28 protein-coding genes and 1 tRNA gene are annotated in these 22,768 nt (G+C 61.3%); 21 read left to right on the forward strand and 8 right to left on the reverse strand.

Annotated features, from left to right (window positions below; all coding sequences use genetic code 11):
• Positions 1–10 precede the first annotated feature (10 nt).
• Together hisI and CYG48_RS07750 are read left to right on the forward strand one after the other, a co-directional pair.
• The gene (gene hisI / locus CYG48_RS07745; RefSeq protein WP_118849851.1) at positions 11–472 is read left to right on the forward strand and encodes a phosphoribosyl-AMP cyclohydrolase; all 462 of its coding nucleotides are present in this window, start codon (positions 11–13) and stop codon (positions 470–472) included.
• Positions 473–584: 112 nt separating this feature from the next.
• Positions 585–1,538, forward strand: coding sequence for a patatin-like phospholipase family protein (locus CYG48_RS07750; RefSeq protein ID WP_118849852.1), 954 nt, complete (start codon positions 585–587; stop codon positions 1,536–1,538).
• A 31-nt stretch (positions 1,539–1,569) separates the two neighbouring features.
• Here the strand turns inward: CYG48_RS07750 and CYG48_RS07755 are convergent, their stop codons facing one another.
• The gene (locus tag CYG48_RS07755; protein ID WP_118849853.1) at positions 1,570–2,004 is read right to left on the reverse strand and encodes a CBS domain-containing protein; all 435 of its coding nucleotides are present in this window, start codon (positions 2,002–2,004) and stop codon (positions 1,570–1,572) included.
• Positions 2,005–2,134: 130 nt separating this feature from the next.
• On the reverse strand, positions 2,135–2,893 hold the full coding sequence (locus CYG48_RS07760; protein WP_445304328.1) for a rhomboid family intramembrane serine protease: 759 nt from the start codon (positions 2,891–2,893) through the stop codon (positions 2,135–2,137).
• Between the two features lie 186 nt (positions 2,894–3,079).
• Here CYG48_RS07760 and CYG48_RS07765 point away from each other — a divergent pair, with 186 nt between their 5' ends.
• From CYG48_RS07765 to CYG48_RS07790, 6 genes are all read left to right on the forward strand, one after another.
• Positions 3,080–3,664 (forward strand): PAS domain-containing protein, encoded by a 585-nt coding sequence (locus tag CYG48_RS07765; RefSeq protein ID WP_118849854.1) that lies wholly within the window; start codon positions 3,080–3,082, stop codon positions 3,662–3,664.
• A gap of 70 nt (positions 3,665–3,734) precedes the next feature.
• Positions 3,735–4,343 (forward strand): PilZ domain-containing protein, encoded by a 609-nt coding sequence (locus CYG48_RS07770; protein WP_118849855.1) that lies wholly within the window; start codon positions 3,735–3,737, stop codon positions 4,341–4,343.
• A gap of 547 nt (positions 4,344–4,890) precedes the next feature.
• Positions 4,891–5,457: a transglutaminase-like cysteine peptidase gene (locus CYG48_RS07775; protein ID WP_245450457.1), complete on the forward strand. Its 567-nt coding sequence runs from the start codon at positions 4,891–4,893 to the stop codon at positions 5,455–5,457.
• 159 nt (positions 5,458–5,616) lie between these two features.
• Complete coding sequence (locus CYG48_RS07780) at positions 5,617–6,345, forward strand: hypothetical protein (RefSeq protein ID WP_245450444.1); 729 nt, start codon at positions 5,617–5,619, stop codon at positions 6,343–6,345.
• Between the two features lie 139 nt (positions 6,346–6,484).
• A complete protein-coding gene (locus CYG48_RS07785) occupies positions 6,485–8,002 on the forward strand; it encodes a D-alanyl-D-alanine carboxypeptidase (RefSeq protein WP_118849857.1) in 1,518 nt (505 codons plus the stop codon).
• Positions 8,003–8,084: 82 nt separating this feature from the next.
• A complete protein-coding gene (locus CYG48_RS07790; protein WP_118849858.1) occupies positions 8,085–8,354 on the forward strand; it encodes a hypothetical protein in 270 nt (89 codons plus the stop codon).
• 4 nt (positions 8,355–8,358) lie between these two features.
• Here the strand turns inward: CYG48_RS07790 and CYG48_RS07795 are convergent, their stop codons facing one another.
• Together CYG48_RS07795 and CYG48_RS07800 are read right to left on the reverse strand one after the other, a co-directional pair.
• The gene (locus tag CYG48_RS07795) at positions 8,359–8,796 is read right to left on the reverse strand and encodes a DUF1489 family protein (RefSeq protein WP_118851549.1); all 438 of its coding nucleotides are present in this window, start codon (positions 8,794–8,796) and stop codon (positions 8,359–8,361) included.
• A 70-nt stretch (positions 8,797–8,866) separates the two neighbouring features.
• Positions 8,867–10,267: an L-serine ammonia-lyase gene (locus CYG48_RS07800; RefSeq protein ID WP_118849859.1), complete on the reverse strand. Its 1,401-nt coding sequence runs from the start codon at positions 10,265–10,267 to the stop codon at positions 8,867–8,869.
• Between the two features lie 495 nt (positions 10,268–10,762).
• On the opposite strand from CYG48_RS07800, the gene CYG48_RS07805 reads away from it, so the two are divergent.
• Together CYG48_RS07805 and CYG48_RS07810 are read left to right on the forward strand one after the other, a co-directional pair.
• Positions 10,763–11,461: a DUF599 domain-containing protein gene (locus tag CYG48_RS07805; protein WP_118849860.1), complete on the forward strand. Its 699-nt coding sequence runs from the start codon at positions 10,763–10,765 to the stop codon at positions 11,459–11,461.
• 28 nt (positions 11,462–11,489) lie between these two features.
• On the forward strand, positions 11,490–12,485 hold the full coding sequence (locus CYG48_RS07810) for a heparan-alpha-glucosaminide N-acetyltransferase (RefSeq protein ID WP_118849861.1): 996 nt from the start codon (positions 11,490–11,492) through the stop codon (positions 12,483–12,485).
• Between the two features lie 19 nt (positions 12,486–12,504).
• On the opposite strand, the gene CYG48_RS07815 is transcribed toward CYG48_RS07810, so the two are convergent.
• Complete coding sequence (locus CYG48_RS07815; RefSeq protein ID WP_118849862.1) at positions 12,505–12,891, reverse strand: MerR family transcriptional regulator; 387 nt, start codon at positions 12,889–12,891, stop codon at positions 12,505–12,507.
• Positions 12,892–12,955: 64 nt separating this feature from the next.
• Entirely contained in the window at positions 12,956–14,371 is a 1,416-nt protein-coding gene (mgtE, locus tag CYG48_RS07820) for a magnesium transporter (RefSeq protein WP_118849863.1), read from the reverse strand.
• A gap of 202 nt (positions 14,372–14,573) precedes the next feature.
• Here mgtE and CYG48_RS07825 point away from each other — a divergent pair, with 202 nt between their 5' ends.
• Complete coding sequence (locus CYG48_RS07825) at positions 14,574–15,068, forward strand: peptide deformylase (protein ID WP_118849864.1); 495 nt, start codon at positions 14,574–14,576, stop codon at positions 15,066–15,068.
• 137 nt (positions 15,069–15,205) lie between these two features.
• Complete coding sequence (locus CYG48_RS07830) at positions 15,206–15,703, forward strand: BON domain-containing protein (RefSeq protein WP_118849865.1); 498 nt, start codon at positions 15,206–15,208, stop codon at positions 15,701–15,703.
• Here CYG48_RS07830 and CYG48_RS07835 read toward each other — a convergent pair.
• Together CYG48_RS07835 and lipB are read right to left on the reverse strand one after the other, a co-directional pair.
• Positions 15,700–16,122 carry an OsmC family protein gene (locus CYG48_RS07835; protein ID WP_118849866.1) on the reverse strand — a complete coding sequence of 141 codons (423 nt, stop codon included), beginning with the start codon at positions 16,120–16,122 and terminating at the stop codon, positions 15,700–15,702. The two genes, CYG48_RS07830 and CYG48_RS07835, sit on opposite strands and share 4 nt — an antisense overlap.
• A 1-nt stretch (position 16,123) precedes the next feature.
• On the reverse strand, positions 16,124–16,849 hold the full coding sequence (gene lipB, locus CYG48_RS07840; protein WP_118849867.1) for a lipoyl(octanoyl) transferase LipB: 726 nt from the start codon (positions 16,847–16,849) through the stop codon (positions 16,124–16,126).
• Between the two features lie 177 nt (positions 16,850–17,026).
• Here lipB and CYG48_RS07845 point away from each other — a divergent pair.
• From CYG48_RS07845 to CYG48_RS07885, 9 genes are all read left to right on the forward strand, one after another.
• A tRNA-Leu gene (locus CYG48_RS07845) sits at positions 17,027–17,111 on the forward strand.
• A gap of 149 nt (positions 17,112–17,260) precedes the next feature.
• Positions 17,261–17,419: a hypothetical protein gene (locus tag CYG48_RS22460; RefSeq protein ID WP_199925254.1), complete on the forward strand. Its 159-nt coding sequence runs from the start codon at positions 17,261–17,263 to the stop codon at positions 17,417–17,419.
• A gap of 76 nt (positions 17,420–17,495) precedes the next feature.
• Entirely contained in the window at positions 17,496–17,909 is a 414-nt protein-coding gene (locus CYG48_RS07855; protein ID WP_199925255.1) for a hypothetical protein, read from the forward strand.
• Positions 17,910–18,221: 312 nt separating this feature from the next.
• Positions 18,222–19,142: a DMT family transporter gene (locus tag CYG48_RS07860; RefSeq protein WP_118849869.1), complete on the forward strand. Its 921-nt coding sequence runs from the start codon at positions 18,222–18,224 to the stop codon at positions 19,140–19,142.
• 98 nt (positions 19,143–19,240) lie between these two features.
• Positions 19,241–19,972 (forward strand): hypothetical protein, encoded by a 732-nt coding sequence (locus CYG48_RS07865; protein ID WP_118849870.1) that lies wholly within the window; start codon positions 19,241–19,243, stop codon positions 19,970–19,972.
• 32 nt (positions 19,973–20,004) lie between these two features.
• Complete coding sequence (locus CYG48_RS07870) at positions 20,005–20,619, forward strand: GNAT family N-acetyltransferase (protein ID WP_118849871.1); 615 nt, start codon at positions 20,005–20,007, stop codon at positions 20,617–20,619.
• Between the two features lie 117 nt (positions 20,620–20,736).
• The gene (locus tag CYG48_RS07875; protein WP_118849872.1) at positions 20,737–21,864 is read left to right on the forward strand and encodes an S-(hydroxymethyl)glutathione dehydrogenase/class III alcohol dehydrogenase; all 1,128 of its coding nucleotides are present in this window, start codon (positions 20,737–20,739) and stop codon (positions 21,862–21,864) included.
• Positions 21,864–22,322: a GNAT family N-acetyltransferase gene (locus CYG48_RS07880; RefSeq protein WP_118849873.1), complete on the forward strand. Its 459-nt coding sequence runs from the start codon at positions 21,864–21,866 to the stop codon at positions 22,320–22,322. Before CYG48_RS07875 ends, CYG48_RS07880 begins: the two co-directional genes overlap by 1 nt.
• Positions 22,319–22,768 (forward strand): YaiI/YqxD family protein, encoded by a 450-nt coding sequence (locus tag CYG48_RS07885; protein ID WP_118849874.1) that lies wholly within the window; start codon positions 22,319–22,321, stop codon positions 22,766–22,768. The genes CYG48_RS07880 and CYG48_RS07885 overlap by 4 nt, the downstream gene beginning before the upstream one ends.

Genomic DNA, 22,768 nt, shown 5'->3' on the forward strand with positions numbered 1-22,768 from the left:
GAGGCGCCTCATGTCCATCTCGTTCGCAAGTCCTTCTGCCGACAAGGCAGAACTGGAAGCTGCCGGTCCGTTCACGCCGCGGTTCGATGCCAATGGCCTTGTGACAGCCGTCGTGACGGACGTGCGGGACGGTGAACTGCTGATGGTGGCGCATATGAACGCCGAGGCGCTGGCGTTGACGGTGGAAACCGGTGTCGCCCATTATTACAGCCGCTCGCGCGGCAAGATCTGGAAGAAGGGCGAATCCTCCGGGAACCTGCAGACAGTGCATGAACTGCGCACCGATTGTGACCAAGATGCCGTGTGGCTGAAGGTTTCCGTCGCGGGTCATGACGCCACCTGTCACACCGGCCGGCGCTCCTGTTTCTATCGCACGGTCACAAAAGTTGACGGTACGGCGGTTCTTGAAGTCAATGACGATCAGCGTCATTTTGATCCAAGTGTCGTTTATTCGGACGCGGGAACACGTTAGGCGTCTGCCCCGATTTCGGTCGGTTGCTCCCATCTGATGAACGGATTCGAAACCCTTTGAGGCGCTAGATTGGCGCCAAGGGGTATTCAGCTTTTCTTGGGGGTGTTTGCTGATGCTGAACTGGAGCTGGAACCGTCAGGAACCTGACGCCGCCTCTGCCGAAGCAGGCGGCACAGCCGTTGTGCCCCCGACCCCGCCGGAAAACGAAGCACCGCGGAAGGCAAAGCTTGCGCTCGCGCTGGGTGGCGGTGCAGCCCGAGGCTGGGCCCATATCGGCGTCCTGCGTGCACTGGACGAAGCCGGCATCGAGGTCGGCATGATCGCCGGCACCTCGATCGGCGCGCTGGTCGGTGGCTGTTACCTTGCCGGAAAGCTCGACGAACTCGAAAGCTTCGCGCGCTCACTCACCATGCGCCGCATTGCCGGCCTTCTCGACCTGACGATCGGCGGCGGCGGGCTGCTTGGCGGCATGCGGCTGACCAAGCGGATGCAGGAACACCTTGAAGGTCTCTCCATCGAGGATCTCGACCGGCCGTTCGTATCGGTGGCGACCGAGTTGCATACGGGTCATGAAGTCTGGATCTCCAGCGGCTCGCTGATCACGGGCTTGCGCGCTTCCTACGCGCTTCCGGGCATCTTCGAGCCGGTGCGGAGCAACAACCGCACGCTGGTGGATGGCGCGCTCGTCAATCCCGTTCCGACATCGGTGTGCCGGGCCTACGAGCAGCCCCTGGTCGTCGCGGTAAACCTCAACTACGAAATCTTCGGCCGTTCGGCGGTCGTGAAGCTGAACGCCAGTGTCCAGACGCCCGAAGAGCGGAAGAAGCAGGAAGAGACGCGGGTCAGCGTTACCGGGACCATGGTGCAGGCCTTCAACATCATCCAGGAGAGGATTTCGCGGGCGCGTCTTGCCGGCGATCCGCCGGACCTCGCGCTTCATCCGCGGCTGGCCGATATCGGTCTTTCCGAATTCCATCGCGCCGGCGAAGCAATCCAGCGTGGCTATGATGAAACCATCGCCCAGATTTCGGCGCTGAAGCGCATGCAGGAAGTCTTCGCCCGCTAAGGCAGCGGGCGACTTCTCTTCGGCGGCGGCCTCAGCCGGCGATATAGGCCTTGATCTGCTCGGCCTCGAACTCGATCTCGCGAATACGCGATTTCACGACGTCACCGATCGACACGATACCCGCCAGCTTTCCCTCCTGCTCCACAGGCACGTGCCTGAAGCGTCCGGCGCTCATCATGCCCATCAGTTCATCGACGGTCGTGTCTTCCGTGCAGCGCTGCACGGTGGATGTCATCGCCGAGCGTACCGGCTGATCGAGGACCGAAGCGCCGGACCCGGCGACGGCCCGCACGAGGTCGCGTTCAGTAAAGATGCCTGCGACCCTTCCATCGACGCCGGTGATGACGACGGCACCGATCTTGTTGTCATTGAGGACACGGGAGACGTCGAGCAATGTCATGTCGGGTTTTACGGTCACGACATCACGGCCTTTTGCATCCAGCATATTCTTGACGTTGATTGCCACAGGTCTCTCCTCAAACCATTCGGCTTCCGGGTCCCCCTCCCCAGGACGGCACCGGACGCGCTTCTTTGTCCCACGCGCTGGCGAAAGTTTAGGACGGTCTGATATGGAGATCAAGCTTGCGTGAATGCAGTCAGCGTCGTGCAGGCACCGGATCAAACAGGCCAAAGGTAAGGAAGCCGAACAGCAAGCCGCCGATATGGGCATCCCAGGCGATCGGTCCCACATCTGCGCCAAACAGCGTTACCCCAAAGGCAACGAGCAGGTTCCCGAGGAACCACATGGCAGTGAAGATCACTACCGTCCGATTGCGGAAGGCGCCGAGGATCGATTGCCGCGGCAGAAGGTGTCCGTACATGCGGTCATAGCCGCGCTCGCCCGGGAAGGCGAAACGGCAGGCAGCGCCCATCAGCGCGGATACAACGCCGGAAGCGCCGATCAGCAGTGTTTCGTCACCCCAGTTGATCCAGGCATGGAAGAAGGCGGAGGCGACAGCCGATAGCGCCCAAAAGACCAGGTAGCGGACTGTCCCGATGCGACGTACAACAGGCGCGCCGAACGCCATCAGCCACAGGCTGTTGAAAAGGATGTGCTCGATACTGCCGTGGAGCAGCGAATAGGTGACGGGCGTCCAGAGCCATTCATATCCCTGCTCCGCCAGCGGGTAGGCATAACGGAGCGGCGCGAAGGCCAGGTCGATAACAAGGTAGGCCCGTTCCTCAGGGCCGAGCAGATATTCCTGCACGACATAGATGAGGGCGAGCAGCGCGAGCGTGAAAACGAGGCTGTTCGGCAGGTTGAATATGGGCGGCGACGGCTCGATCTCCTGCCCGCTGCCTTCCGGCTCCGCCGGCGTGTCCCGCCCATCAACCATCATAACCTCACCATGCATGTTCCCTTCGAGCCATACAGAAGCGCCCGGCCAAAGGAAAGGCGCAGCAAAGTCTGTTGGCCACGACGCATTGCCGCAACCAATCCTTAACCATGGCGAGCCTGCCATGGCACGCTTTTCGCTGAAGGGAAGCGAACGGTCGCGCATGACGCGCGACTTTGGAATGAAATGTTACAGGTGCAGTGAATGCAAAACCATGCAAGCCGGTCCATTTTCGACTACTGGCTGAACATCAAGGGCGATCGGATCGCGCCGCTACGAACCCAGGTTGATCCATCCGCACTGCGCCATCTCCTGCCGGACCTGTTCATCATCGCAAAGAGCAACACCGGCGCGCCAACGTTCCGCCTGGCGGGGACCCGTCTCTGCGACCTGTTTGATCGAGAGTTGAAGGACCAGTCCTTCGGTTATCTCTTCAGCGGTTCCAACGCGACCGATGGTGCCGATCTGGCACGCAAGGTGCTCGAATACGAGACGCCGGCGCTTCTTGAGCTCGTTCTCACTGAGTTTAGAAAGGATCAGCCATACGAGATGTTGCTGCTGCCGCTCTGGTCGACAGAGTTCGATGGCTGCGACCGGGTACTGGGATCACTGATGCCGGTCATGCCCGGCCAGCCCCGGCCACGCTCGCCTCTCCCGGGCTTCCGGCTGAGGGACTGGACCTTCCTCACCGGCAGCGACGCCCACTTCGGCGTACCACTGACGGCAGACAAGGCCGACCAGCCAAACACGCGGCGGACGCCACAGCCGATGGTGGCGCGTACAACCTGAGGTGCAACAACCATCTGTTAACTCGGCCACGCTATTGTAGACGGGACGCACCAACAGGGCCGCACCCCTAATGTATTCATTCCAGCCGGCACCAACCCAGACGCAGGTTGCTCCCACGCAGCGGGCATTCCAGAGCGTGACGGTCAACGTGCCCGGTCGGCTGATGCTGGCGTCCTACGAAGAATTCCCGTGTGACGCTGTCGACATGTCGCCTGGCGACGTGAGCTTCACCTGCGCCGGCCGCCCGGCCGTCGGCGAGCGCGTCGTCGCCTATCTCGATCACCTGGGTCGCCTCGAGGGCAATGTCACCGCCCTCACCGCTAACGGCTTCGTGATGTCGATCAACGCGACGGACCGCAAGCGCGAGAAGCTGGCCGCCCAGTTGACATGGATCGCCAACAAGCACGAACTCGGCCTTCCGGAAGATCGCCGACATGATCGCCTTGCTCCGCGCAACACCCGCGCCGAGATCACGCTTGATGACGGCCGCCGTTATGCCTGCCGCATCATGGACCTTTCGCTGTCCGGCGCGGCAATCGACATCGATATCCGGCCTGCCCTTGGCACGGCCGTGCGCCTCGGCAGCATGCGGGGCCGCGTGGTTCGCCATTTCATGGAAGGCGTCGCGATCGAGTTCAGCTCGGTCCAGTCGCGCGAAACTCTGACCGAGTTCCTCTAAACCTCATCCACTCACTCTGCGATCAGCCCGTGACGACCTAAAGCGCCTGCGCCATGCGCATGCGCGCGATCACCTGTGTCATTTGTCGACATCACACCTCTGCTGTCCCATTACGACCAGAAAAAAATGTGCCGTTTCGAGATTTTTTTCTTGAGACGTTGCGGCGTAAAACCGGCGTGTGACGTGATTTTTCATGACAGCTTGTATGGATCAGCGCATCTCAGCCAGGCTTCGCGTTAACCTTTCACCGCGGTCTGCCACCATCGACCTGCTTCTTCCCCCTCGAACAAGCCCGAGTTCATTGGCCGACGAGCATTCCGCCGCGGTTACGGACGCTCTTCCGGCGTGCCATCTTCGATAACCCGATCGATCTAATTTTATCTGTATTCGATTGGTAATTTAGCAGAATTGAGTTCAAATAAGCATTTGTTTTTACTACGAGATTTTGCCGTCGCTCAAACCCTGTCTGGCATTGTCCTTCCCATAACGGGGAGACAAGAACATGAGCCACCTCAAGGGAATACGCCTCGCAGCCATCACCGCCGTCATGGCCGTAATCTCGGCCGGATCGGCCTTCTCCATGCCCGCCGGCGCCATGCGCGTCATCGGCCAGGCGAACCCGCCGATCGGGCATTACGAGTTCTGCAAGACCTATACGAGCGAGTGCACGGCTTCCTACAAGGATCGCGGGCCGATGACGCTGACCGAAGAGAAGTGGCGCACCCTTCTCGACGTCAACTACACCGTCAATTCGTCGATCACCCCGATGACGGACCAGGAGATCTACGGCGTCGAAGAGCGCTGGGCCTATCCGCGCACCGTCGGCGACTGTGAAGACTTCGTGCTTCTGAAGCGCAAGATGCTGATGACCAAGGGCTTCTCTCCCTCGGACCTGCTGATCACGGTCGTCCTGCAGCCGAATGGCGAAGGCCATGCCGTGCTGACCGTTCGCACCGATCGCGGCGACTTCGTTCTCGACAACATGCGCAACAAGGTGATGGTGTGGACCGACACGGAATACACCTTCCTCAAGCGACAGGCGAGCGACAACCCTGCGCGCTGGGTCAAGCTCCAGGACGGCCGCGCCATGGCCGTGGGTGCGGTCTCGAAGTGATCGTCAGGCGGATACTTCAGCTCTGCTTAGCGTCCGCCTCCACGCATTTACTCCGCATTAACCAAGACACGCCAGAGTGACCGTCGCTTCGTCTTGCTGCGTTTCGGGTTCATCCCCACCCACGCGCGACGAGCCAACGACGACGGAGCGCATCTGGCAGTGTCTGGCCATCATTCTCAAACAGAAGAGGCACCGCTGATCTCCAACCGGTTCATCTACCGGTTGACGACCGTGGTTGCCCTTCTCGCACTCCTGACTGCCGGAATCAGCCTTGGCGGTCGCTGGTTCGGCGAAAAGATCTCCCTCGCCGGGCATACGGACAGCGAAGAACTGGTTTCGCTGCAGATCGGCCAGGATAAGCTCGAACTGCCGGCCAACATCATCCGCTTCCGCGACCAGCGCCGCTCCGGGACATCCGAGCGGGCCGATCTTTACCTGACATGGCCGGAAATGTCGGGCTTTCGCCCTGAGTTGCGCGCGCGCTTCGATGACGCTGGCCAATCCTCCACCCTGATTTTCCTGCAGCTCTCGCAAAGCACCATGTCGCGCGACATGTCGGGTCGGGTCGATCCCATCTACTCAAAGCTGTTCGACGGACCACCGGAACAGGCGGAGTTCGGCCTCACCCTTCATCGACTCGATCCCGAGGCCGGCTATGGCCCGGAAGTGCTGCTGACCGCGTCACGTCCTGGCGAAGATGACTATGCCGTTCGCTGCCTCCTGCCTGCTGCGGGAGAGAGGTCGACGGGTGGTGACTGCCAGCGTGACATCCACGTCGGACAGGATCTTTCTGTGCTTTATCGCTTCTCCAGCGACCTTTTGGAGGACTGGCAACATATTGATGCCGCAGTTCGATCCTTTGTCGAAGCCCGGCTCTCCACCAGGTGAAATGCCCGCTGCTCCGCAAGGTTCGGATGCAGCAAACCGGGGCAACGGATTGTTCATCATAAACCTCTTGGTAACGCTATTCCCCTAGATTGCTGGATAACGGCTGCGATCGGGGGAGCGGCCGGATGTAATAACGTGAATGCAAGCGATGAGTGCGGCAGTGTCAAAAACAGTGTTTTCCGCATCCCCTAAGAAGGATGCTGCGGCCATCCCGGGGTGGTTCCTCGGTTATCTTCTCACCCTCGTGATAACCCTGACGGCGTTTGCGGCTCCCGCGGCTGCGGCTCCCAAATATGCCGGCATCGTTGTCGACGCCAAGACCGGCAAGGTGCTCTATTCGGAAGATCCGGATGGCCTGCGTTATCCGGCGTCGCTCACGAAGATGATGACCCTCTACCTCACCTTCGAAGCGCTTGAGGCCGGCCGCATCCGCCTCGACAGCACCGTTCCCGTTTCCGCCAATGCCGCCAAGGAGCCTCCGTCCAAGCTCGGCGTCCGCGCCGGTGGCTCGGTCACGGTTGACCAGGCGATCCGCGCCCTTGTCACCCGTTCGGCAAACGACATCGCAACGGCTCTCGGCGAATTCGTTGGCGGATCCGAATCCCGCTTCGCGCAGATGATGACCAGCAAGGCCCGTGCGCTCGGCATGACCCGCACCACCTACCGCAACGCGCATGGCCTGCCGAACACGGCGCAGATGACGACGGCACGCGATCAGGCTCGCCTTGGCATCGCGCTTCGCCAGCACTTTCCGCAGTACTACCACTATTTCAGCATCCGCAGCTTCAACTTCGGCAAGCAGGTCATCGGCAACCACAATCGCCTGGTTGGCTCGGTGAAGGGTGTCGACGGCATCAAGACCGGCTATACCCGCGCCGCCGGCAGCAACCTCGCAACCTCCGCGGAACTTGACGGCCGCTCCATCGTCGCCGTTGTACTTGGTGGTCGCTCCAGCGCCGCACGTGATGCCACCATGCGCAAGCTGGTCGCCGAATATCTGCCGAAGGCATCGCGCGGCGGCACATCGAACCTGATCGCCCAGGCTGCACCGACCGCACCGGTTGCCGTCCCGACCGCGCCAGTTCGCTCCGAGCCGAAGGTTTCCGAAGCCCGCCAAATGGCAGCGCTTGACCTGCCGCCGGATGGTCCGCGTCCGGAATCCCGTTACAGCGAACAGCCCGCTGCATCGATCGCTCCCGCTGCTACCGCCTATGCCGGCGAATCGTCGCAGAAGAAGGTGATCAACCAGGTCATGGACAAGGCGATGGCGAATGTCTCCGCCGTCCCGACGCCTGCGCCGGAATTCATCCCCGAGCGCCGCGAAGAAGTCGCTGCCGTTCGCACCAACAAGCCGGCGCTCGACCAGGTCACCACAGCGTCGACCAAGGCTTCCAAGGCTGCAGCCCTTCCGCAGGGCTGGGTCATCCAGATCGGTGCGTCGCCTGACGAGAAGATGGCGCAGGGCCTGCTTCAGAATGCGCAGGACAAGGGTGGCAAGGTGCTGCGTTCCGCAACGCCGTTCACGGTTGCCTTCACCAACAATGGCGAACAGATGTACCGCGCCCGTTTCGGTGGCTTCGGCGACCAGAAGAAGGCGGTCGAGGCCTGCAACATGCTCAAGAAGAAGGGCATCAGCTGCTGGGCTGCCCAGCAGTAGGCGAGGGTCTCGCATGACGTAATGCCCGCGCCGGCTGTCGGCGCGGAGAAATCTCGAGAGTATAGCGTAAGCGGGGTTTCCTATGGGACTGAACGAAAACAGCGCGGATCTTGCATTCCGCAGTCCGTCTAAGAACCGGGCACGGGGCATTGCCCTCAATCCGCTTCACGAGGCGGCGATGCGTCTGGCCGGCATCGGGATCGGCCGCTCCAAGGAGAAGACGCGCGATCTCGTGGCACTGCTGCTCAGCCATGGTGCCCGGGCATGGCGCCACACGCAGCCGGAAGCGCAGATCCATCTGCACGTCGCCGGCCGCTCCGGGCGGGCCCCGGTTCGTCTGAAAATCCGCTAAGAGATTACAGCAAGCCAAGCTCGGCGAGTTCGCGCCGAAGCTCTTCAGGAAGCGCCGTCAGGTCCTCGCCGAGATTTCCGAGGTCACGCGGCGCTTCTTCATGTTTCAGGTACCGCCAGCCCTGGAACGGCCGCTTCGGCTGAGGCGCCGTCTCGATCACTTCCGTGCCGAGGAATAGCTGGCAACGCTGGATACCGTCGCCGCCGGTCACCGTCTCGATCTTGAGCAGCTTCTGCCGCGCCATCACCTGGCCCTTGATCACCCAATAGAGCGAGCCATTTTCAAGCAGCTCGTCGATGCGCTTGGGAACCATGCGCGTGGTGTGCACGCTGTGCGGCTCGAGGCCGGCAGCGATCGCATTGAGGGCGCGTTCGGCAACCCAGTCCCGCAGATCCTGAATGGAATCGGCCCCGACGCAAAGCTTGATCAGATGTAGCGACATCCCCTTCTTCAAGACCCATTCGCCGTGGAGGTCAAGGCGCATGACCTCCCCTCCACAGCGACGAAACGACTCAGCACTCCACCACGTTGACGGCGAGGCCGCCGGTCGAGGTTTCCTTGTATTTCTCGCTCATGTCGTTGCCGGTCTGGCGCATGGTCTCGATGCAGGCATCAAGCGGCACGAAATGGGCGCCGTCACCCTTCAGCGCCAGCGATGCTGCGGTGACTGCCTTCACGGCTCCGAGCGCATTGCGTTCGATGCAAGGCACCTGGACGAGCCCGGCCACCGGGTCGCAGGTCATGCCAAGATGGTGCTCAAGCGCGATCTCGGCGGCGTTCTCGATCTGCTCCGGCGAACCACCCATCACGGCGGCAAGCCCTGCCGCGGCCATGGCGGCAGCAGAACCGACCTCACCCTGGCAGCCGACCTCGGCACCGGAGATGGAGGCGTTGTGCTTGATGATTCCGCCGATGGCGGCCGCGGTCAGCAGGAAGTTGCGGATATCCTCCTGCGTCGCATCCTCATGAAAATGCAGGTAATAGCGAACCGTTGCCGGTATGACGCCGGCCGCGCCATTGGTCGGTGCCGTCACAACGCGGCCACCGCCGGCATTCTCCTCGTTCACCGCCATGGCGTAGACGGAGAGCCAGTCATTGGCGAGCAGCGGATTGAGCCGATTGCTGCGCCATTCCTCATTCAGCTTGTCATGGATCGCGCGGGCCCGGCGCCGAACCTTCAGCCCACCCGGCATGATGCCGTCGACCTTGAGACCGCGGTCGATACAGCTCTTCATCGCTTCCCAGATTTCGTCGAGCCCCGCATCGAGATCTGCGCGGCTCATCCTGGTCTCTTCGTTGGCACGCTTCATCTGCGCGATGGTGAGCCCGGAGCCTTGCGCCATCTCGAGCATCTGCTTGGCAGTGGAGAAGGGATACGGCACCCGCGCATCGCTGCTGGACTTCTTCGAATCCCGCATGGCCTCAAGCTCGGTATCGGTAACGACGAAACCGCCGCCGATCGAATAATAGATCCGCTTCAGGAGAAGCCGGCCATCGCGATCGAAGGCGGAGAAGCTCATGCCGTTCGCGTGGCCCGGAAGAGGCTGCTTCTTGTCGAAGATCAGGTCGGTCTTCGGCTGGAACTCGTAAATCGGATGGCCGGGAGGCGAAACCCGTCCGGTCCGCTCTACCTCTGCGATGATCTCGTCCATGCGGTCGGGATCGACCTTTGCCGGCGCCTCGCCCATCAGGCCCAGGATGACCGCCCTGCCCGTTCCATGGCCGATGCCGGTAAAGGCAAGCGAGCCATGCAGGCTCACCTTCAGCGCTGCGACATGCGTGCCCGCCGGGCGCGGCCAATCATTGGAAAGTATCAGCTCGAGGAAGCGATTGGCAGCCGACATGGGTCCCATCGTGTGGGAGCTTGAAGGGCCTACACCAATCTTGAAAACGTCGAAGACGGAAAGAAACATCTGTATCCCGCTGACTAACCCGATGATGAAGTCTAGGTCGTCAGTTCCTATAGTTCAGGTGGTGATCCGACATCCACTTGGATGGCCGCGACACTGTTCTGAAATAGGAACGGCGCGGTAGCAATACCACGCCGCCAGGATCTTTTTAGGCTGATCAGAATGCGCCGAAGAGGTAGGCGAGCGCGAGAGCTCCTGCAAATCCTGCAAGCGCCTTGAAGGTTACGCTCCAGCAGGATGTCTGTGCAGTCTCTTCCATATCGTCTCCAAGGTCTCTAGACATTTTTCTACGTCCTTGCGCGGCCGTATGGCTAACCGTCTATTAAATTACCGCCGGCTCCGCAATCACTAAGATGGCGGAAAGAAGGCGGCAGCCACAGCTTTGTCATGTTTCAATGCTGCTGGGGCGTCCAAGTTCCCTCCTGCCCTCTGACTCTTGCGAGACTCTGAGAAACCTCTCATGAGAGAAGCACGACCACCGTCCTTCAAGGTTGCCCCATGACGACGCTCGACTATGCCGCACTAGCCCTCTTCCTCGTGCTCTGGTGGGTCTATTCGTGGATAACTGCCGGGTCCGGTGCGCGGCTGCTTCCGCGTGCGAGCCTCAACCGCGCCATGGCGGAACGACGCAAGCTGTGGATCTACAATTCCCTGCGGCGGGACCTGAAGATGATCGACACGCAGATCATGGCCGGCCTGCAAAACGGCACGGCCTTTTTCGCCTCCACCTCGATCTTCGCCATGGGCGGCTGTTTTGCGCTGCTCGGCGCCACCGACCAGGTCGATGCCGTGTTTCGCGACCTTGCCTTCGTCGCCTATAGCGGCCGCACGACCTTCGAGCTGAAGGTAGCTGGCCTTACCGTGCTGTTCGGCTATGCGTTCTTCAAATTCGGCTGGTCCTACCGGCTCTTCAACTACTGCACGATCCTGTTTGGGGCGTTGCCGATGATGCACGAGACCAATGTCGACCGCGCAGCTGCGGAAAAGGCGGCGGACCAGGTGGTGGAGATGAACATCATCGCGGCGCGGAACTTCAATGCCGGGCTGCGAGCGATTTTTCTGTCGATCGGTTATCTCGGCTGGTTCGCCGGGCCTTATATGTTCATGGCGACGACGGTGGTTGTGATCGCCGTCCTGACGCGCCGCCAGTTTTTCTCCGAGGCACGGCTCGCCTTGATGGATCCCGACGCCAATTAAGACGCCAGGTAAAAAACGAAAGATCCCCGTGACAGTCGCCGACGCTTCCCACACCTCCACGAAATTCCCACGTATCCCACTGATCGACACGCTGCGCGGCGTCGCGCTGGTGGCGATGGCAACCTACCACTTCACGTGGGACCTGGAGTTCTTCGGATACCTGGAGCCCGGAACGGCAACCCAAGGCTTCTTTCGCATCTACGCGCGCTGCATCGCCAGCAGCTTCCTTTTCCTGGCCGGTGTGAGCCTCGTGCTTGCCCACTACCCGGTGATCCGCTGGTCTTCCTTCTGGAAGCGTTTTGCGGTGGTGGCGGGTGCAGCGCTGTTGATCAGCATTGCGACACTCATCGCCGTTGCGAACGAGTGGATCTATTTCGGCATCCTGCACAACATCGCCCTGTCCAGCGTCGTGGGATTAGCGTTCCTGCGCGCGCCCGTTGCACTCACGGCGGCCTGCGTTCTTCTGGTGATCATCCTGATGGTTGCCGACAGCAGTTTCGCACCAGGCTTCCTCCACGCGCCTCTGTTCGACACGCGATGGCTGAGCTGGCTCGGTTTTGCAGTCACCCCGCCCCGGTCGAATGATTACGTGCCGCTGTTTCCATGGGTTGCCGCTTTGCTGGCTGGCATTGCCGTCATACGGCTGGCGCTGTCACGCAACTGGCTACCCCAGCTTGTAGCCGTTCAGCAACGGACAAATATCCTGTCGAAGGCCGGCCGCCACAGCCTGGCGATCTACCTGTTGCACCAGCCGGTGCTGATTGCATTTGTTTATCTGTTCTCGCTGGTGTCGCCTGCCCAAGTGCCGGATCCACGCACGACCTATAACCGCAGCTGCGAGGCCGGCTGCCTACAACAGGGCAATGATGCGAAAATATGCGAGAACTTCTGCGGATGCACCGCAGACCAGCTGGCATCACAATCGCTGCTCACTCCACTTCTCCAGGGAAGCATCAAGCTGGAGGACGACCGCGTGCAGATGATCGCGCAGGAGTGCTCGGCGATCGCCCAGCCGCAGGAATAACTCTACAGATTGGTGGAGATCAGGTACCGACGCCGATTTCCGCGAGGCGCGTGAGGCAGGCTTCTTCGGCCGTGTCCAGCTCGCTCAGCGTCTCGTCAATGTCGCGACGCTTCTGGCGCAGCTCGTCGCGCTTCTCATCGATGCGCTTCATCATCAGCTTCAGCTGGCCCAACTCGCCCGGTGGCTCCTTGTAGACCTGGATGATCTCGCGGATCTCGGCGATGGTGAAGCCGATACGGCGGCCCCGCAAAATTTCCTGCAAGAGACGGCGGTCAGCAGCGCGAAACAGCCGTGTGCGGCCACGCCTTTCCGGATGGATGAGGCCCTCATCCTCGTAGAAACGAAGAGTCCGAGTGGAGACCCCGAATTCCCGTGTCAGCTCCGTAATGGTATAATACTTGTTCACGTTCTCGCCCTGCTTACGAGCAGAAGCCTAAGTGACTTTTACGTTCAAGTCAATTTTCAGGGCGTCATGGCAAAAGCCAGATCGTGGCCAGCCCGAGAAACGCGAAGAATCCTGTGGTGTCGGTAATGGCGGTCACGAAGACAGCAGACGACACGGCCGGATCCGCGCCGGCCCGATCCAGCAGCAGCGGAATCATGATGCCTGCCATGGCCGCCGCAAACATGTTGATGAGCATGGCGGTCGCGATCAGCCCGCCGATATGGGGATCCTGAAACCATAGGCCTGCCACGGTGCCGACAAGAACCCCGATCACGACGCCGTTGATAAGCCCGACCCCTGCTTCGCGCCGGGCCACGCGCCAGGCGTTGTGGATGTCGAGATTGCGTGTCGCAAGCGCCCGCACGGTCACAGTCATCGTCTGCGAGCCGGCATTGCCGCCCATGCCGGCGACGATCGGCATCAGAATCGCCAGTGCGACGACTTCCTCGATCGTTGCCTCGAAAAGCGAGATGACCGAGGCGGAAATGAAGGCAGTGAACAGGTTGACGAGCAGCCAGGGAATGCGTGACCGCGATGTCTGTTTCACGGAGTCGGACAGTTCTTCGTCACCCACGCCGGAGAGGCGCATGATGTCCTCTTCCGCCTCTTCCTGGATGACGTCCACGACATCGTCGATCGTCAGCACGCCGACGAGGCGGCCGTTGTTGTCAACGACGGCGGCGGAGAGAAGGTCGTATTGCTCGAAAAGCTGCGCGGCCTCTTCCTGGTCCATGTCGGCGGGAACCGGATAGTTGGTTTCCCGCATGATCGCCTCGATCTTCACCCCGCGCTTGGTGCGCAGGATCTTGTCGAGATAGACCACGCCAAGCAGCTTGAAGGTCGGGTCGACGACAAAGATCTGCGTAAAGCTTTCCGGCAGGTCCGCTTCTTCGCGCATGTAGTCAATCGTCTGCCCCACCGTCCAGAACGGCGGCACGGCGACAAACTCCGTCTGCATGCGGCGCCCGGCTGACTGCTCGGGATAATCCAGCGCCCGGCGCAGCCGCACCCGCTCGGTAAACGGCAGTTGCGCGAGGATCTCTTCGCGATCCTCCTGGTCGAGGTCTTCCAGAATGTAGACGGCGTCATCCGAATCAAGATCGCCGATCGCCGCTGCGATCTGCGCATTCGGCATCTGGTCGACGATTTCCATGCGGATCGCTTCATCGACCTCGGTCAGCGCCGTCAGGTCGAAATCGTCGCCAAGCAGCCGAACAAGCGCCAGACGCTGTTCGGGCGGAATCGATTCCAGCAGGTCGCCAAGCTCGGACTCATGCAGGCGCGCCACATGCTTGCGCAGGAAAGAGGTATCGGCATCGGCGATGGCCGCACCAACGGCGGCAAGGAAATCGCCCCGGATCGAGCCGTTTTCGGCGTAGATGTCGGCAGTTGCCTCATCAAGCTTGGTGCGGGGGCGAATGTCTTCACCGGTATCGCTCATCTGCCGCCCTCGCCGTTTGACGTTCACTGGAACACCTGGGACAGGACCGGCCACGACGCAAACGACTCTGCCGGACCCACCCTATCAACCGTCTGCTAAAACAATCGGTTGGAGGCGTCCAGCCAAGAACCTAATTCCGCAGCTTGAGCCGCCAAGCCCCCGCCGGCTAAGTGTCTGGCGAAAAGATTTAAAAGAGGCTGCCATGACCGTGCTTCCGCTGGTGAAATATCCCGATCCACGCCTTTCACAACCCTGTGACGCCGTGACGACCTTCGATGACGAACTATCAAGATTCGCGCATGACCTGCTGGACACGATGCGGGCTGCCCCCGGCGTCGGCATTACGGCGGCGCATGTCGGCGTGTTGCAGCGCCTCGTCGTGCTTGAGCTGTCTGCGGAAATCGGACCGCGCTTCTACGTTAATCCCGAACTTCTCGATGCCTCTGCGCAGACCATGCGCCACATGGAAGGCAGTGTCTCGATGCCGGGCGCGACCGAAGAAGTGGAGCGTCCGCGGCGGATCCGCTTTCGCTATCAGGATCTGAAGGGCGAGACGCACGAGGAGGAGGCACAGGACTTCTACGCCATCTGCATGCAGCACGAGATCGACCAACTGAACGGTATCTTCTGGCTGAAGCGCCTCTCGCGGTTGAAACGCGACCGCGTCATCCGCAAGTGGGAAAAGGGAAAATCGTGAGCCGCGCCAGAACCAAAACCCGCTTCGTCCGTTGTTTGTCCACAGACGCGTCAGGCGTGCCCTGACCGGTAACGCGGTGCCTACTCCAGCCAGTTGAAACGCTCGGGGACGCACCGGACACACGACAGGAGACAGACATGCCAGCCAAGCGCAACGTCGACGAGATCAACAGGGAAGAAGACTTCCGCGACTACGACACTCGCAACATTGATCAGGGCTGGCCATACGACGACGCCAGCGGCGCCGGCGCCAAGCCGATCGAAAACGCGGCCTATGGTGACCCCAACGCCAATTTCGATGATGAGCGCAACCGCGGCTTCACCGTCGACAAGACAGAGGCCGACGGCCAGGAAGAGCGCCTTGTCGACAGCGACCGGCCGGGTACCGAGGGCCTGGAAGAATCGGACGATCTCGAAGAGCGCATCACTGACGCGATTGAGAACCTTGACCTCGTCGACATGGCGCTGATCGACATCGATGTCGAAGACGGGGTCGTGACGATCGACGGCGGAGTCGACGATGCGCAGACGTCCCGCACGATCGGCCGCCACATCCAGGCCCTGCGAGGCGTCAGAAGCGTCGTCAACAACCTGCGTATCGAGGGCGTCGACGCCCGCATACCTGACGACGACTAGGAGGTTGTCACCTCGAAAGAAGGAGAGCCCTTGAGCGTATTGCTGACGGTGCAGATCTCTTCCGCAAGGTGGATGATCTGCATCTTCTCGTTGGCGCCAAAGTCCCCATCGATCGCGAAGTCGATGGTGAACTGCTCGATCCGGGTTGGCTCGCCTTCAGCCTTTTCACCCGTCACATGCACCCTCACCTCGACAAGCCGATCCAGAAGCTGGAGGCGGCTTGCCGCGATGCGCGCGCTCAGCACAAGGCAGGCGGCAAGTGAGGAGAACATCAGGTCGAGCGGGTTGAAGCCCGGCTCCGACGCGCCGGTGACAATGGCCAGTCCACCGCCGGTCTCGCTTGTCACCTGCGGGTGACCATGGCGGCCGACTGTGGCGGTTGCGCCGATCGGGCGCGGCTTTACCTTGATGTCGACCACCTCAGCGCGGCCCCTCGTTTACAGTCGGGCCAAAGATGTCTTCGAATGCTTCGCGCAGGCGCATGTCGACATCGGCCATCATCACCGGCAGCCCGAGGTCAACAAGGCTGGTGACGCCATAGGCGCTGATTCCGCAGGGCACGATCCCGCTGAAATGCGAAAGATCCGGATCGACATTCAACGACAGTCCGTGGAAGCTCACCCAGCGCCGCAACCGGATGCCGAGGGCGGCAATCTTGTCCTCCGCCATCGAACCATCGGCAAGCAGCGGCTTTTCCGGCCGGCGCACCCATACGCCCACCCGGTCCTCGCGCCTCTCACCTTTGACGTTCATCATGTCGAGGGTGCGGATCACCAGCTCCTCCAGTGCCGCAACATAAGCCCGCACATCCTGGCGGCGGCGCTTCAGGTCAAGCATGACATAGGCCACACGCTGGCCGGGGCCATGATAGGTATATTCGCCGCCACGGCCGGTGGCATAAACGGGAAATCGATCCGGCTCGATGAGGTCACCCGCATCGGCGCTCGTACCGGCGGTGTAAAGCGGTGGATGCTCGAGAAGCCAGACAAGCTCGTCCGCCCGCCCCTCGGCGATTGCTGCAACTTCCGCCTCCATCTCTGCCACCGCCTGCTCATAAGGCACAAGGCTGTCGGAGATTCTCCAGCGCACGGGCGGCGAACCTTCCTTGGGAAACATGGTGGCGTTGAGTTCGGTGCGCGTCAGCATGGAAAATCTTCTTCTAAGGGCTGTTCAAGGGTCGAGACAGGGCGCGAATATGCCCGGTTCATATAGGGATGAAGAACCAAAAATTTTATCCCTGAAAAATCTGTCGCAGTGCACTTGTGCCCGCCAAATCCTTTTGCTACATGCTCCCCCGCCGGCGCAAGTCGGACCTACCACGATGCGGTCGTGGCGGAATTGGTAGACGCGCAGCGTTGAGGTCGCTGTGTCGCAAGACGTGGAAGTTCGAGTCTTCTCGACCGCACCAAATCAACCCGGCTTCGGCCGGGTTTTTTGTTGTTTTAGCCACCGCTGATCAACTCTGGTGCATGGGCTGTGCAAAAGGGCGGATTTTAACCTCTCGTTAATCTTGCCGTCGCCATGTTCCCCTTCGCTATCACTTGTGCGGAGTACGATATGCGCGCGTCCAATACCGGCTTGCTTCTGCTTGTCCCCCTCATAGCTCTCCTCCTGTTCGGCGTCTCGGTTGCTTGGGATCGCCTCGAAACCATTGATCCGACTGTGACTGGTTCGATCGGCGTCTTCGAGACCCGACCGCCCGCTCCGGTGCCCTGAGCGTCAGCCGATTTCCCGCGGGAACAAAGGGCGATGCTTCAGGTTGGTCAGCCAGACTTCTATGGAGGCGACCCCGATGAAACTGACGATCCTTGCGGCATCTGCTGTGCTTTCCATCTCGTCCACGCTGGCACTCGCGCAGGCACCGACTGACGCGCCCGCCACGCCTCCGGCCTCGCCGGCTGACGCGGAGCGACGGCCTGAAGCACCACCCGCGCCATCTGAAGGCGACCGCGACGAAGCCGACACCGCGACCTCCCGTTCCTGGCGCGAGCGCGCCGCTCGTTTTCGCATCGAGGCAGGCGGAACGGTGATCGATTTCCGGTGTGCGGAAGGCGAGCCGACCAAGGAATGTGCCGACCTGCTCATCCAGGTCCTCGATCGCCTGCGCGTCGAGCCTGGAGCCGATAATGAACGGCGCAGCTACGACCGCGATTCCGGCCGTGATCGGAATGATTTCCGGCCGAGATCACGGGACGACTTTCGCTAGAAATCCGCCAACTCTGGGCGACACAAATTTTTCTGCGCAAAGCATGGAACGATCGGCGAAGAAGATCATTATGTGCATGTCGCGAGGGCAGTCCCCCCGTCCCCCCGGTAAGAGATTCCCCCCATCTCGCGCCCTCGCGACGCCCCCTCTCAAGGTTTAATGATGCTGCAGAACGTAACCATCATCGGCGTGGCCATTGCCGCGATCTTCGTGACGGCGAATCTGGCCCAGAGCGTCCTGTTCTTCCTGCTCTAGAGCTTGAAGAAGCCGTTTGGCTGTGGTTGAACCGCTGCTCATCGAAAGCGGCTCGCCATGAATCATTCCACCCCTGAAAATCCGATCAAGGGCATGGCCCTCATGGCAAGCTGCATGGTGGTCCTTCCCGTCATGGATGCGATTGCCAAATACATGGCGACATTCGAGGCGATGTCGCCCGGCCAGGTCACCTTCTACCGGTTCTTTTTCCAGCTCGTCTGCCTGCTGCCCCTGGCGGTGGTGACGGGTTCGGCGCTCATCCACTCGCGACGGCCATGGATGAACCTGCTGCGGGGCGTGTTGCACGCGGCGGCCAGCCTGATGTTCTTCACGGCGGTCAAATACATGCCGCTTGCGGATGTCTTCGCCATTTATTTCGTTGAACCCTTCATGTTGACGATGATGTCGGCGATTTTCCTCGGCGACCGGGTGGGCTGGCGGCGCTGGCTCGCCATCATCGTCGGGTTTGCCGGGGCGATGATCGTCATCCAGCCGAGTTACGCGATCTTTGGCTGGACGGCGCTGCTGCCGGTGGTCTGCGCCTTCCTGTTCACGCTCTATCTCTTCCTCAACCGCGCGATTGGTGATGGCGATTCGCCGCTCGTGATGCAGACCATGGCCGGCGTTGGCGGCACTGTGTTCATGGCTGCAGCCTTGCTGGTGGGGGATGCGCAGGGGATTGTCGATTTCGAGCCCTCTCTTCCGGCGACATGGCCTGGCCTGATCCTGCTGGTCGTGCTCGGCTCGCTCTCCGGCTACGTCCACCTGCTGGTGGTCCGCGCTTTCCGGCTGGCGCCTTTGTCGCTGCTGGCGCCATTCCAGTATTTCGAGATCATCTCGGCAACCGTGCTTGGTTATGCGCTCTTCGGTGATTTCCCGACCGCCTCGAAGTGGGTTGGCATCGCCATCATCGTCGGGTCGGGCCTCTTCATCATCTGGCGAGAGCGTGCAAGGGAGGCACAGGCGGCCTCTGCCTGACGCGGCGGTAAACCAGCGTTAAGCATGTCTCCGCACCGCGCCTCAACTTCTCGAGGCAGCGCTCCACATCTTGTGCTGGATGAAAATGGAGATGGAAGATGAGCGCGTCCCGCTTCTCGTTTCCGGCCTGTGTCATCGCCGGCGCAAACCGTATCTCGACCGATGAAATCCTGCTGCTGCGTAAATACACCTTTCCGGACGGTGTTCGCACGCTGGAAGACGCTCGCACGCTTCTTGCACTTGCACATTGCTGCCCGGAAGCGTCTCCGGAATGGGAGGTCTTCTTCATTGAAAGCCTGACGCGTTTCCTTGTCCAAGAGACGCCGCCGAGAGGTGCGATTAGTGAAGCGGGCGCTCGGTGGCTGATGCGAAACATTTCCGATGACGGCGTGGTCACGTCCGTGCTGGAACTAGAACTGCTTCTGCATGTGATGGAGGTATCCGCCGAGGTGCCGGACAGCCTCTCCGCCTTCGCGCTGGACCAGATGCGGCACGCGATCGTCTCGCGTACAGGAGGCTATGCGGTGAGCCGCCCGGACTCGCGCGGCGTCTGCATCCACGATCTTCATTATCTCTGGCGGGTCTTGAGAGGCGCGCTTGTGCGCGGCCGGCTGATGTTGTCATCCCGCGAGGGGGCCATCCTCAAGGCAATCGACCGTGCCGCTCCCACATCGGAGCATCATCCGGCATGGCGAGAAATGATGGTTCTGGTCGTGACACTCGATCGGCCGGCCGACGACTTGCGAAGCGACGATGGCTGGAGATGGATAATCTGCCGCCTTTGGACGATGACATCGCTGCCTGAACGTCGATGGCTGCAATCCCATTGACATGATCGTCGGAACGAGTTCCAAAACGTTCCATGATCGAAGAACATCCCGCTCTTTCCACCGGCTACCACGCCTTGCCTCCGGGCAAGATCGCGACCATCGTAACCTTCCTCCAAATGCACGCCAGACCCGCCGTCAGGCCGGTGCGCGACCCTGGCGCTTTTGCCTGGACACGCTGGCACCCGGCGTCGCTGGATGAGTACCGGGCGCTGTTTCGCAAGGTCGGTGAATACTGGCTGTGGGAATCGCGCGTTGTCATGCCCGATGAGAAGCTCAACGCGATCCTCACCCATCCGCAGATCGAGCTTTATACGCTGCAGGATCAGGGGCGGCCGGTAGGCCTCGTGGAACTGGACTTTCGCGAGGAAGCGGAGTGTGAACTTGTGTTTTTTGGCCTGGTGGGTGATGCGATCGGCAAGGGCGCCGGGCGTTTCATGATGAACCAGGCCATCGAAACGGCGTGGTCGAGGCCGATCAAGCGATTCTGGGTGCATACCTGCCACCTGGATTCGCCCGAAGCACTGTCGTTCTACCAGCGCTCCGGCTTCACACCTTATGCGCTGAAGGTCGAGGTCTTGAACGACCCGCGACTGACGGGGCTCCTTCCCCGCAGCGCCGCGCCCAACGTTCCGGTGATCGACCCTTAAGCAAGCAAGTCGTTGTGACTGCGCAATCGTCGGTTCCCGCTTGAGCCGACGCATCGGCACGTGGCAAAGTCCGGCCGAAACAAAAACAGATTCTAGAACCCTCAAGGGAGAGACACCATGGATGTCCGCGCCGCCGTCGCCGTTCAGGCTGGAAAACCGCTCGAAGTGATGACCGTGCAGCTCGAAGGGCCGCGCGCCGGCGAAGTGCTGATCGAAGTGAAGGCGACCGGCATCTGCCATACCGACGACTTCACGCTCTCGGGCGCCGACCCGGAAGGTATCTTCCCCGCCATCCTTGGCCACGAAGGCGCAGGCATCGTCGTGGACGTCGGCCCGGGCGTCACCTCGGTGAAGAAAGGCGATCACGTCATCCCGCTCTACACGCCTGAGTGTCGCGAGTGTTATTCCTGCCTGTCGCGCAAGACCAACCTCTGCACCGCGATCCGCGCGACGCAGGGCCAGGGCCTGATGCCGGACGGCACGAGCCGCTTCTCGATCGGCAAGGACAAGATCCACCACTACATGGGCTGCTCGACCTTCGCCAACTACACGGTGCTGCCGGAGATCGCGGTGGCAAAGATCAACCCCGACGCGCCTTTCGACAAGGTCTGTTACATCGGCTGCGGCGTCACCACCGGCATCGGCGCCGTCATCAACACGGCCAAGGTCGAGATCGGATCGACGGCAATCGTGTTCGGCCTCGGCGGCATTGGCCTCAACGTGCTGCAGGGCCTGCGGCTCGCCGGTGCGGACATGATCATCGGCGTCGACATCAACCCGGACCGCAAGGCCTGGGGCGAAAAGTTCGGCATGACGCATTTCGTCAATCCGAAGGACGTCGGTGATGACATCGTGCCCTTCCTCGTCAACATGACGAAGCGCAACGGCGACACGATCGGCGGCGCCGACTACACCTTCGACTGCACCGGCAACACGAAGGTAATGCGCCAGGCGCTCGAATCGGCGCACCGCGGCTGGGGCAAGTCTGTCATCATCGGCGTTGCCGGCGCCGGGCAGGAGATCTCGACGCGACCGTTCCAGCTGGTCACCGGCCGGCAGTGGATGGGCACAGCCTTCGGTGGCGCCCGTGGCCGCACCGACGTACCGAAGATCGTCGACTGGTACATGCAGGGGAAGATCCAGATCGACCCGATGATCACCCACACCATGCCGCTCGAGGACATCAACAAGGGCTTCGACCTGATGCACCGGGGTGAAAGCATCCGGGGCGTCGTCGTCTATTGATGACGGCGCAGCCCTACAAGGTCGACGTGCGGAGCCTGGACGCATTCTCCGCGCGTGACCTCTACGCCATGCTGAAGCTGCGGGTGGATGTGTTTGTGGTGGAGCAGGAATGCCCTTATCCTGAACTCGACGGAAACGACCCGCAGTGCCTGCACCTGCGCCTGCTCGATGGAACCGACCTGCTGGCCTGCGCCAGGATCTGGCGCCCGGACCCGCAGCGCCCTCCCCGCATCGGCCGCGTTGCCGTCTCCCCGGTCCATCGCGGAAAGCGGCTGGGCGAAGCGCTGATGCGCGAGGCGATCGCCGAATGCGAAAAGCTTCACCCTCATGAGCCGATCGAACTGTCTGCCCAAAGCCACCTCGTGAAGTTCTACGGATCCTTAGGCTTTGAGCCCGTATCGGAGGAATATCTCGAGGACGGCATCCCGCACACCGACATGCGCAGGCCCGCCTCATGATCTATGTCGACGCCGATGCCTGCCCGGTGAAGCCGGAAGTGCTTAAAGTGGCCGAACGGCACGGGCTTGAAGTGACCTTCGTCGCCAACTCAGGCTTGCGCCCATCGCGCGATCCGATGGTCCACAACGTGATCGTCTCCGGCGCATTCGACGCGGCGGACGACTGGATCGCCGAACGGGCCACGACGGGCGACATCGTCATCACGGCGGATGTGCCGCTTGCGGGGCGATGCGTGGCCAAGGGAGCGCTCGTTACTGGTCCCACCGGCCGTGTGTTCGACGAGGGCAATATCGGCATGGCGACCGCCATGCGCGACCTCGGCGCTCATCTGCGCGAAACCGGCGAGAGCAAGGGTTACAACGCCGCGTTCTCTGCGCGCGACCGCTCCAAATTCCTCGAAACCCTCGACAGGCTTTGCCGCCGCGCCAAGAACACCCAATCCTAG

The organism is Neorhizobium sp. SOG26, from assembly GCF_003491345.1.
Taxonomy (GTDB): Bacteria; Pseudomonadota; Alphaproteobacteria; order Rhizobiales; family Rhizobiaceae; genus Neorhizobium; species Neorhizobium turbinariae.